The organism is Microbacterium sp. p3-SID336, assembly GCF_025143365.1.
GTDB lineage: Bacteria > Actinomycetota > Actinomycetes > Actinomycetales > Microbacteriaceae > Microbacterium.
This window is the reverse complement of record NZ_JALXPE010000088.1, coordinates 1-11072: the sequence shown is the minus strand read 5'-3', so window position 1 is coordinate 11072 and position 11072 is coordinate 1. Positions and strand designations below refer to the sequence as shown.

At 70.5% G+C, this 11072-nt stretch carries 10 protein-coding genes; 5 read left to right on the top strand and 5 right to left on the bottom strand.

From position 1 onward, the window contains the following. Both M3C17_RS18045 and M3C17_RS18040 read right to left on the bottom strand, forming a co-directional pair. On the bottom strand, nucleotides 1-1314 hold the full coding sequence (locus tag M3C17_RS18045) for a hypothetical protein (protein ID WP_259979434.1): 1314 nt from the start codon (nucleotides 1312-1314) through the stop codon (nucleotides 1-3). 80 nt (nucleotides 1315-1394) lie between these two features. Further along, complete coding sequence (locus M3C17_RS18040; protein WP_259979433.1) at nucleotides 1395-2006, bottom strand: PadR family transcriptional regulator; 612 nt, start codon at nucleotides 2004-2006, stop codon at nucleotides 1395-1397. Nucleotides 2007-2195: 189 nt separating this feature from the next. Between M3C17_RS18040 and secA the strand changes: the two genes are divergently transcribed. Next, a complete protein-coding gene (gene secA, locus M3C17_RS18035; RefSeq protein ID WP_259979432.1) occupies nucleotides 2196-4997 on the top strand; it encodes a preprotein translocase subunit SecA in 2802 nt (933 codons plus the stop codon). A 68-nt stretch (nucleotides 4998-5065) separates the two neighbouring features. Then, nucleotides 5066-6292, top strand: coding sequence for a pyridoxal phosphate-dependent aminotransferase (locus tag M3C17_RS18030; protein ID WP_259979431.1), 1227 nt, complete (start codon nucleotides 5066-5068; stop codon nucleotides 6290-6292). On the opposite strand, the gene M3C17_RS18025 is transcribed toward M3C17_RS18030, so the two are convergent. Together M3C17_RS18025 and M3C17_RS18020 are read right to left on the bottom strand one after the other, a co-directional pair. Further along, nucleotides 6183-7466, bottom strand: coding sequence for a P-loop NTPase (locus M3C17_RS18025; RefSeq protein WP_259979430.1), 1284 nt, complete (start codon nucleotides 7464-7466; stop codon nucleotides 6183-6185). The two genes, M3C17_RS18030 and M3C17_RS18025, sit on opposite strands and share 110 nt — an antisense overlap. Beyond that, nucleotides 7463-8083, bottom strand: a complete 621-nt coding sequence (locus M3C17_RS18020) for an SAF domain-containing protein (RefSeq protein WP_259979429.1) — start codon at nucleotides 8081-8083, stop codon at nucleotides 7463-7465. Before M3C17_RS18020 ends, M3C17_RS18025 begins: the two co-directional genes overlap by 4 nt. Nucleotides 8084-8180: 97 nt before the next feature. On the opposite strand from M3C17_RS18020, the gene M3C17_RS18015 reads away from it, so the two are divergent. Continuing rightward, nucleotides 8181-8459, top strand: coding sequence for a helix-turn-helix domain-containing protein (locus M3C17_RS18015; RefSeq protein WP_259979428.1), 279 nt, complete (start codon nucleotides 8181-8183; stop codon nucleotides 8457-8459). Here M3C17_RS18015 and M3C17_RS18010 read toward each other — a convergent pair. After that, complete coding sequence (locus tag M3C17_RS18010; protein ID WP_259979427.1) at nucleotides 8447-9061, bottom strand: hypothetical protein; 615 nt, start codon at nucleotides 9059-9061, stop codon at nucleotides 8447-8449. The genes M3C17_RS18015 and M3C17_RS18010 overlap by 13 nt on opposite strands. Before the next feature lie 129 nt (nucleotides 9062-9190). Between M3C17_RS18010 and M3C17_RS18005 the strand changes: the two genes are divergently transcribed. Both M3C17_RS18005 and M3C17_RS18000 read left to right on the top strand, forming a co-directional pair. Then, nucleotides 9191-9577 carry an Rv3235 family protein gene (locus tag M3C17_RS18005; protein WP_259979426.1) on the top strand — a complete coding sequence of 129 codons (387 nt, stop codon included), beginning with the start codon at nucleotides 9191-9193 and terminating at the stop codon, nucleotides 9575-9577. Nucleotides 9578-9601: 24 nt separating this feature from the next. Beyond that, nucleotides 9602-11072 (top strand): sensor histidine kinase (locus M3C17_RS18000; protein WP_259979425.1); only part of this gene is annotated, 1471 nt, incomplete at its 3' end.

The window sequence follows — 11072 nt, the reverse complement described above, 5'->3', positions numbered from 1 at the left end:
TCAGTCGAAGATGCCGTCGAGGATGCTGCCGATCACGAGGCCGCCGAGGATCCCGGAGGCGAGATCGCCGCCGCCCATGCCACCGCCGCGGCGAGGCCCGCCGCCCCAGTCCTGATCCTGCGGGCGCGAGGAGTCGATGTCGCGCTGGGCGAGCTGGAGCGCCTCGGAGGCAAGGTGCGCGACCCGGCGTGCCTGCATCAGCGCGGCCTCGCGGGTGTCCTCCGCCGGCAGCAGGTCGGTCAGATCGACGCGCAGCCGTTCGGCTTCCGCCAGGCGCGTGCGCGCATCGGCGCCGATCCATCCGCGGTGTCCGGCGATCAGGCCGCGTGCGACGCCGAGCTGGCGGTCGGCGTCGTCGATCGCGTGCTGCACCTGGGCGACGGAGGGGAGCGGGTTCTCGGCGCGGTGCCTGGCCTTGGCGATCGCCTCGTCCAGCGCGGAGTTCGCGGCGCGGAGGCGGGAGAGCTCGGCGAAGGGGTCGTTCGGCTGGCCGGACGGGGTCAGCGAGGCGAGCGCCGCCTGCAGCGCAGCGACCGCGTCGGCGACGGCGGGAGCCGAGGGCGCGTGGCGGGCCGCGAGCAGATCGCCCCGCGAATCCGCGATCACCTCCGCCAGCGTCGACTCGGCGCGCAGCGCCTCGATCTCGAAGTCCTCGACCGCGTCCAGCAGCGCCGCGGCGCGCCGGGTGGCCTCCGTCGCCGTCTCCAGGGCGAGGTTCGCCTCCTCGTTCTGCTTCGCGGCACGGCGGCGCTCGGAGATGTCGGCGCTGTGCGTGGCGAAGCGGATCAGCTGCTCGGCCTCGGCCGCGCTCGCGGTGATCTGGTGCATCGCGGACTCGGAGTAGCGCGCAGAGAGGCGGGAGACGGTCTCATCGGTCTGCGGAATGCGGGCGCTCAACGCGGCGGCTTCGGCCCGCACCTGGGCGATGATCTCGGGAGCGCGACGCACTTTCGCCACTGACTCGGCCAGCACGGCGGTCTTCTCGTCGAGGAGGTCTTCCGCCCATTCGCACAGCTGGAGGATACGGGCGTTGCGTGTGCGCAGCTCCTCGTCGGTGTCGGGGATCTCGTCGTGGTTGAGCTGATGCAGCTGGAACGCCTCACGCAGATGCGTGCGCACGGAGGTCAGCGCCGCCTTGAGGTCGGCCGTCAGCGACTCACCGAGCTCGGCCTCTGCGAAGGCGAGCTCGTCCGCCGTCGTGCGGATGCGCTCGTCGGCGCCGACGAGGGCCTGCTCCGCGCGGCGCGCGAGGTCGGCGTCCTGTGCGGCGAGCTCTTCCTGTTCGCGTTTGCGTCTGCCCCAAAATCCAGCCATGAGCCGATCCTAGTTTCCCCGGTGTACGCGCGGGCTGGGCATCCGCTCCGGGCGAACGCGAATCGGGCGGGGGAGCCCGCTCAGGCGACGGCTTCCGGTCGCCGCGGCTGCACGCTCTTGACGGGGCGGCCGCGCTTCGGACGCTCCGTGGCGAGCTGCAGCGCCATCTGCGGATGCGGGTGCGCGGCGAGGCGTCGCGCCGTGTGCTCGAGCCACCGCACCTCGGCCTCGGCCGCGAACACCATCGAGTGGACCACGAGCGACCAGGCGAGACCCTCCGGCGTCGCGGCGTCGGGCGGCGTCGTGCCCCGCAGCGATTCCAGACGGCGTGACGAGGCCTCGAGCTGTGCGCCGATGACCTCCGCAGCGTCCACGCCGGGGAGGGTGGCGGCGACGGCCACCTTGACCGCGAGCTCTTCGCGGGTCGCCTGCGTCCGCTCGACGGGCGTGGACAGCCAGCGGGCGGCCTCGGCCGAGCCCTCGCGCGTGATGTGCCAGTAGACGTGCCCGTGCTCGTCCGCGGCCCCTCGCCGCACGAGCCCGTCGCGCTCCAGCCGCTCGAGCGTGTTGTAGATCTGCCCGACGTTCAGCGGCCAGGTCGCGCCGGTCCTGCGTTCGAACTCGTGCCTCAGCTGATACCCGTAGCAGGGTCCCTGGTCGAGGATGGCCAGCAGGCTCTGACGCACGGACATGACCTGTCTCCTCTGCACGGTGGACGGAAGCAGAGCCGAGTATATGCATACCCGGCAACCCATCGGTGGATTGCCGGTGGCCGCTCTTGCAGGCGACGCGCAGGTCACAGACCGGTAACATGGCAAAGTATGCCTGGCGATCGCCTCACGGCGGCCGGCGAATGACCCAATGACAGGGAGAAGACATCCGTGGCCAATCCTCTTGAGAAGCTGCTGCGCGCCGGCGAGGGACGGGTCATCCGCCGCCTCAATCAGGTGGTCAAGGCCGTGAACGCCCTGGAAGAGGACATCTCCAAGCTCACCGACGACGAGCTGCGCAACGAGACCGTGGAGCTGCGCGCCCGCTACGAGAAGGGCGAGACGCTCGATCAGCTGATGCCCGAGGCGTTCGCCGCGGTCCGCGAGGCCGCGAAGCGCACCCTCGGCATGCGCGCCTACGACGTGCAGATCATGGGCGGCGCCGCGCTGCACCTCGGCAACATCGCCGAGATGAAGACCGGTGAGGGCAAGACCCTCGTCGCCACCTTCCCCGCCTACCTCAACGCCATCGCGGGTGAGGGCGTGCACGTCATCACGGTGAACGACTTCCTCGCGAGCTACCAGGCCGAGCTGATGGGCCGCGTGTATCGCGCTCTCGGCATGTCGACGGGCATCATCGTGTCCGGTCAGACCCCCGCGGTGCGTCGCGAGCAGTACGCCGCCGACATCACCTACGGCACGAACAACGAGTTCGGCTTCGACTACCTGCGCGACAACATGGCGTGGCGCAAGGAGGACCTCGTCCAGCGCGAGCACTTCTTCGCGATCGTCGACGAGGTCGACTCGATCCTGATCGACGAGGCCAGGACCCCGCTCATCATCTCCGGCCCGTCGTCGGGGGAGGCCAACCGCTGGTTCGCCGAGTTCGCGAAGATCGCGAGGACCCTGGTGGCCGGCGAGGACTACGAGGTCGACGAGAAGAAGCGCACGGTCGGCGTGCTCGAGCCCGGCATCGAGAAGGTCGAGGACTACCTCGGCATCGACAACCTGTACGAGTCGGCCAACACGCCGCTCATCTCCTTCCTCAACAACTCCATCAAGGCCCTGGCCCTGTTCAAGCGCGATACCGACTACGTCGTGATGAACGACGAGGTCATGATCGTGGACGAGCACACCGGCCGCATCCTGGTCGGTCGTCGCTACAACGAGGGCATCCACCAGGCGATCGAGGCGAAGGAAGGCGTGCCGGTCAAGGCCGAGAACCAGACCCTCGCCACGGTCACGCTGCAGAACTACTTCCGTCTCTACGACAAGCTCGCCGGCATGACCGGTACGGCCGAGACCGAGGCCGCGGAGTTCATGTCGACGTACAAGCTCGGCGTGATCCCGATCCCGACCAACAAGCCCATGATCCGCAAGGACCAGTCCGACCTGGTCTACAAGAACGAGACGGCGAAGTTCGCTCAGGTCGTCGAGGACATCGCGGAGCGCCACGCCAACGGACAGCCCGTGCTCGTCGGCACGGTGAGCGTCGAGAAGAGCGAGTACCTGTCGCGCCTGCTCGCCAAGAAGGGCGTCAAGCACGAGGTCCTGAACGCGAAGAACCATGCGCGCGAGGCCGAGATCGTGGCCAGAGCCGGTCGCCTCGGCGCCGTGACCGTGGCGACGAACATGGCCGGTCGAGGCACGGACATCATGCTGGGCGGCAACGCGGAGTTCCTCGCGGTGCAGGAGCTGAAGTCCAAGGGCCTCGACCCGGTGGAGACGCCGGAGGAGTACGAGGTCGCGTGGGACGAGACCTACGAGGCGATGAAGGCCGTGGTCGCCGAGGAGGCGGAGAAGGTCATCGAGGCGGGCGGGCTCTACGTGCTCGGCACCGAACGGCACGAGTCACGACGCATCGACAACCAGCTGCGCGGTCGCTCCGGCCGTCAGGGCGACCCCGGTGAGAGCCGCTTCTACCTCAGCCTCACCGACGACCTCATGCGCCTGTTCCAGTCCGGAGCCGCGGAGGCGATCCTGGCACGCACCAACTTCCCGGACGACGTGCCGATCGAATCCGGCCTCGTGTCGCGGGCGATCCGCAGCGCGCAATCGCAGGTCGAGGCGCGCAACGCCGAGATGCGCAAGAACGTCCTCAAGTACGACGACGTCCTGAACCGGCAGCGCGAGGCCATCTACGCCGACCGCCGGCACATCCTCCAGGGCGACGACATCGCCGACCGCGTGCAGCACTTCATCGAGGATGCGATCAGCGGCGTCGTGCGCGACCACACCGGCGAGGGCCACAACGAGAGCTGGGACTTCGACGCGCTGTGGACCGAGCTGAAGACGCTCTACCCCGTGGGCGTCACGATCGACGAGGTGGTCTCCGAGGCGGCAGGGCGCAAGGGCGGGATCACGGCCGAGGGCCTGACCCGTGAGCTGCTCTCCGACGCCAAGATCGCCTACGAGAAGCGCGAGGAGTCCCTCGGCGAAGCCGCGACGCGGGAGCTGGAGCGCCGCGTGGTGCTGCAGGTCCTCGATCGCCGCTGGCGCGACCACCTGTACGAGATGGACTACCTCAAGGACGGCATCGGCCTGCGGGCGATGGCGCAGCGCGACCCGCTGATCGAGTACCAGCGCGAGGGCTACGCGATGTTCCAGTCGATGATGGGTCAGATCAAGGAGGAGTCGGTCGGCTACCTGTACAACCTCGAGGTGGAGGTGCGCCGCGTCGGCGACGCCGAGACCGCCGAGGTCGAGGCCAAGGGCCTGGCGAACGACGCCGGCGATCAGCGCCTGGAGTACTCGGCGGCGAACGATGCCGGCGAGGTCGAAGTGCGCAACGACCGCGGACAGGTGCAGCAGGCGGCGACCGATCGGCTGCGTCAGGCCGCCGCCCGCAGCCAGGCGCCTCAGCCCGAGCCGGAGGAGGCGCCGCGCGGCGCCTTCGGTCAGCGCACCGACGCCGCCGCACCGGCCGCAGGGAATCGCGAGCAGCGGCGCGCACAGAGCAAGAAGAAGAAGTAGGCGCAAGCGCCGCTAAGAGGGCCAGTCCGTGCGGTTTGGCCCTCTTCGCGTCCCTGTAGGCTTGATCGATGACACCATCGCGCACCTTCGACCAGTCGTCGAAGCTCAAGAACGTCCTGTACGAGATCCGCGGAAACGCCCTCGTCGAGGCGGCGCGACTGGAGGCGGAGGGCCACCGCATCCTCAAGCTCAACACGGGCAACCCGGCGATCTTCGGCTTCGACGCCCCGCATCAGATCGTCCATGACATGCTGGCCGCCCTGCCCACCGCACACGGCTACAGCGACAGCAAGGGCATCGTCTCGGCGCGGCGCGCCGTGGTCAGCCGCTATGAGGAGATCGAGGGCTTCCCGCGGTTCGACCCGGACGACGTCTACCTCGGCAACGGCGTCTCCGAGCTCATCACCATGACGATGCAGGCGCTGCTGGACGAGGGAGACGAGGTGCTCATCCCGGCGCCCGACTACCCGCTCTGGACCGCCATGACGAGTCTCGCCGGCGGCACGCCCGTGCACTACGTCTGCGACGAGGAGGACGGCTGGCAGCCCGACCTGGAGGACATCAGGTCGAAGATCACGCCGCGCACCAAGGCCCTCGTCATCATCAACCCGAACAACCCGACCGGCGTCGTGTACTCGCGACAGATCCTCGAGGGACTGGTTCAGATCGCCCGCGAGCACCAGCTGCTCGTGCTGTCCGACGAGATCTACGACCGCATCCTCTTTGACGACGCGGTGCACATCCCGACCGCGACACTGGCCCCCGACCTGCTCTGCCTGACGTTCAACGGGCTGTCCAAGACCTACCGCGTCGCTGGCTACCGCTCGGGGTGGATGGTCGTCACGGGCCCGCAGGATCACGCGAAGGGATTCATCGAGGGCATCACGCTCCTCGCCTCCACGCGGCTGTGCCCCAACGTCCCCGCGCAGCATGCCGTACAGGCGGCGCTGTCGGGCGTCCAGTCCATCGACGCGCTGATCGCGCCGACAGGGCGGCTGCACGAGCAGCGGGACATCGCGTGGGAGGGGCTGGAGGCGATCCCGGGCGTGTCCTGCGTGAAGCCGCAGGGAGCTCTGTACGCCTTCCCCCGGCTCGATCCGGAGGTGCACGAGATCCGCGACGACGCCAAGCTGGTGTACGACCTTCTGGTGTCGGAGCACATCCTGCTGGTGCAGGGCACGGGGTTCAACTGGCCGACGCCGGATCACCTGCGTCTGGTGACCCTGCCAGAGCCGAGAGTGCTGAGCGAAGCCGTCGAGCGACTCGGGAACTTCCTCTCGAGCTACCGGCAGTAGCGGCGGCGCCGGCGGGGGAGAGCGACACCGCGAGCCGTCGGACCGCCGCCACCAGGGCGGACCGCGGCGTCACGTCCGCCATGGGTCGCGCGTGCAGCAGGGCGGCGTCTGCGGCGCGCTGATCGAACGGCAGGAAGGTCACGTCGGTGATGCCGGCGAAGCGCTCCAGCGTGCGGCGGACCTGTCCCCGTGCATCGATGCCGAGGGGGCCGGGGCGCACGGAGTTCACCACCACTCTGATCGGCGTGGTGCCGATCAGGCGGCGCACCTCGGCGTGATCGCGCAGGAACCGGCTGATGCCGACCGGATCGGCGGATGCGACGGCCACGACCAGATCGGCCTCGCACAGCACCGCGGACGTGGCGGCGTGTCTGCGCGGGCCCACGACGTCGTACGTCGCCTCGTCGTCGGCGTCGAGGGACGCGGAGACGTCGACGACGGTCTCCTCCGTCCATGCGCGGCACGCGGACAGCGCGGCGTGCATGCGGGTCGACGACAGCTCCGGCCAGCGGCTCGGGCGGTTGATCCCGGCCAGCACATCGAGCTCGACACCGCCGGCGCCGAGGCGTACGGCGAGGCGGGTGAGCTCGGCGGCGTCGAGCCCTCCGCTCTCGGCGCGGCGACAGGCCGCCGCGATGCCCGGCGCATCGTCGCCGAGACCGAGCAGCAGCGCCAGGGAGGGCGCCGCGGTGTCCGCGTCGACCAGGGCGGTGGTCCGGCCTGTGCGCGCCAGTTCGACCGCGAGTTGGATCGCGACCGTGGAACGGCCCGGCGCGCCCTGCGGGCCCCAGATCGCCGTGACGCGATGCGGAGCGGACGGAGCGACCGAGGCCGAAGCGGGGCCGGTGACGTCGGCGGCGAGAGCGGCGACCACTTCCCAGCCCGCGGCCAGAGAAGGGAGCGTGGCGCCGATCCCCAGCCGCGCGGCCACGCGGTTGTCGACATCGCCGAGAGCGATGATGCGGACCCCGGCGCGGTCGCAGGCGAAGATCAGCGCGGCGGTCAGCATGCCGCGTGTGGCCGGGACGACCGCGGCGTCGATGTCGCGGCCCAGGCGCTCTGTGACACCCGCCGGCGTGGCGGCCACGGTGATGGCCTCGACGCCCTCCAACTCGAGCTCCTCGGCCAGTGCGGCGGCGCGAGGGGGCGGGACGGCGATCAGGACCGTCGTCACGAGCGGGCACCGACGGGCACGATCGAGAGCGCGGCGCCCCCGGTGATCGCCGCCAGCACCTCGCCCACCTCGGTGCGGTCGATGACCAGTTCGACCTCCGTGCCGCTCTCGGCGAGCATCCCCTCCGGCTCCCGCACGCTGCGGACCACGACGTCGCCCACCAGGATGCGCGGCGTGTCGAACGTCCTGCCGTCGTCGCGCGGTGGTGCTTGCCACACCTCGACCGCGGTGCCCGCCTCGACATCGGCGGGGATCCCGGTGGTGCTCTCCACCACGACGGTGGTCGAGTGGTTCCCCTCCTCGTCGGTGACCCCTGAGCGCGGAAGGAGCTCGCCTTTGGTGAGGGTCCTGGCCGCGATGCTGCCGGGCTTCAGCCGCCCTGGCACGACGTACTGACCGGCCACCGCGCCGAGCCCGACCTCCACGGCCTGGAAGTCCTCCGCGGCGAGCACCTCGCCCTGTGTGATGGTGCGGCGCGCCTGCAGCACGGGGGCGGCGCGATCCGCCGCGGAGATGACGGACCAGACTCCGGCGATGGAGACGATGACGAGGACGATCCCCACCACGAAGCGGAGGTCGCCCCGGAATGCGCGGCGGGAGCGGGAGAGCGTTGGCATGGCGCTATCGTCACAGAACCCGCCCGCGCGGCCCGGCAGTTATCCACAAGGTCGGGGTGCTTCCCGCTCTGCGAACCGCCTCCACCAGACTGTCGGTATGACAGCTGCCGAGCCGCGCGTGTCGCGCTACCTCGCCCCCGCCCAGATCGCCGAACTGCTGGGCATCGACATCGCCGAGGTGATCGAGCTCGTGCACGAAGGACGGCTGCGTGGGGCGCAGCTGGGCTCTCCCGCGCGCTGGCGCGTGGAGGAGGCCAGCATCGAGGAGTACCTGGCGGCACAGTCGGAGGACGCGCGGCGGATGGCGCTCTGGCGGCAGTCGCAGACGGCGAGCTTCCCGGAGGTGTGGGGCACCTCGTCGGCTCACAGCCGCTGATCGCCCGGCATCCGGATCGCGATGAGGGCGGCGTAGGGCACGATGCGGTGACCCTGGACCGCCGCGGCGCGCCGCGACTCGCCGGTGTCGTGCAGGGCGAGATCGAGGTGGTCGGCCGCCGCACGATCGATGGTGCCGTGCACGTCGTCGCCCGCCAGAGAGCTGAGATGCACCGGAACGCGCCTGCGCGCGAGGTCGCGCAGCACGAAACCGAGGGTCATCCGCTCCCTGAGCAGGCTCCCCGTGGCTCCACCGCGTTCCTCGAGACTCGTCAGCAGCATGCCGTGATCGACGGCGAGTCCGAGTACGGCCGACAGCGGGATCAGCAGGGCTGAGGACGCCGCCCGCGTGTCCGGCGAGACCCGGGATGCTGCGGCGAGCCAGTCCACGCCGAGGGACTGCAGCGTGACGGGGAGTCTGCGCCCGTTCATCAGGTCGAGCGTCGCGTCGGCGCCCGTGTCGCAGAGGAGCCGGAGGCGCGACCTGAGGTCGAGACGCGCGATGCGGAGCCGTTCGGACTCGGCATCGAGGGCGGCGCGCTCGGCCTCCCACTCCGAGGCGAGCTGGCCTTCGAGGTCTTCGAACAGGCGGTCCCAGTGCACCCGACAGAGCGTAGGCGGCCGGTCCCGCGCCGTGTACGAGTTATCCACATACTTTCGCCGACCGCCCCCGGGGAGGGCTCCCGCCGTGCTCGACTGACCACCCGCTGACCTCCGAGACGAGAGATCGACATGATGCTCAACGAGTACTTCGCCCCGCAGCCCACCCCCTCCAGCGACCTCCCCGATCCGGCCCCGCTGCTGCGCCGTCTCACGCAGGGCGTGCTCGAGGTGCTGGCCGGCGTGCGCGACCTCGATCAGCTCGCTCGTTGGTTCAGCGAAGACGCGTACCGCAGCCTGGTCACGCGCTCGAATCTCGCGGCACGGGCACGGAGCGCCCGCGGAGTGCCGCCGGCGCGTCCCCGCTTCGTGATCCGCTCGCTGCGCGTGACGGAGCCCATCGACGGCGTCGTGGAGGCCGTGGTCGTGGTCGCCGGTCCCGGCCGCACGAGGGCCGTCGCGGTCCGGCTGGAGGGGCTCGACCGCCGCTGGCGCGCGACGTCGCTCGCCATTCTCTGAGGTCGCGGCCCCTAGGCTGGGGAGGTGTCAACCCTCAGCGATCTCGCCCAGACCCAGGGCCTTCTGACCGACGACGACATCGAGTGGCTGCACCGCCTCGCCGGGGACGGCCAGCTGCTGGCCGACCTCGCCTCCGCGGACATCGTGCTGTGGATCCAGACCGAGGACGGTTCGTTCATCGCCGTCGCCCACGCCCGCCCGAGCGGCGCCGCGACCCTCTTCTATCGCGACATCGTGGGGGAGCGCGTGCGGCCGCAGTGGCGCACTCAGGTGCAGGGCGCGTTCGACTCCGCGGAGATCGTCGACTCCTCGTCGCCGGACTGGTTCGAGGAGACCCCCACCCGCGTGCGCGCGGTGCCCATCGTGGTCGATCGGCGCGGCGAGGACACCGCGCCGACGGTGATCGGCGTGGTCACCCGACACACGAACCTGGGTGAGGTGCGCACGCCGTCCCGGCAGCAGATCACCTTCGACGAGTGCGCCAACGACCTGTTCCGGATGATCGCGGACGGCAGCTTCCCCGACCCCGCGGCGCCGACGTCGCCGCGTCGCGGTGCTCCCCGGGCGTCGGACGGCCTCATCCGCATCGACGTCGACGGCATCACCACGTTCGCCAGCCCCAACGCGCTCTCGGCGTTCAATCGCATGGGATTCGACGACGAGCTGGAGGGGGAGTCGCTGGCGGAGGTGACGACCCGTCTCGTGCCGCCGTCGCGGCAGGTCGACGAATCGCTCCCCGTCGTCGTGACCGGGCGCGCACCGTGGCGCACGGACATCGAGGCGCGCGGCGTGACCGTGTCGCTGCGGGCGATCCCGCTGAAGGACCACGGCACCCGCATCGGCGCCATCGTGCTGTGCCGGGACGTGTCCGAGCTCCGCCATCAGGAGCAGGAGCTGATCACCAAGGACGCGACCATCCGCGAGATCCACCACCGGGTGAAGAACAACCTGCAGACGGTGGCCTCGCTGCTGCGCATCCAGGCACGACGCACGCACTCGGACGAGGCGAGGGACGCGCTGACGCAGGCGATGCGACGCGTGGACGCGATCGCGGTGGTGCACGACACCCTGGCGCAGGGGCTCACACAGAAGGTCGACTTCGACGAGGTGTTCCACCGCGTGCTGAAGCTCGTGGCCGAGGTGGCCTCCGCGCCGAACACCCGGGCGCGCACGCAGTCGACCGGACGCTTCGGCGTGCTGCCCAGCGAGTACGCGACGCCGCTGGCGCTCGCGCTGACCGAGGTCGTCACCAACGCCGTCGAGCACGGCCTGGCCGGTCAGGAAGGCGTCGTCACGATCGACGCGCAGCGCACGGAGGATCACCTCCACGTGAGCGTGCGCGACACCGGGCACGGGCTGCCGGAGGGACGGGTCGGCCAGGGGCTCGGCACTCAGATCATCCGCACGCTCATCCAGGGCGAGCTGGGCGGGACGATCGAGTGGCGCGGCAGCGAGGGCGAGGGCACTGAGGTGGTCATCGACATCCCGCTGCGGT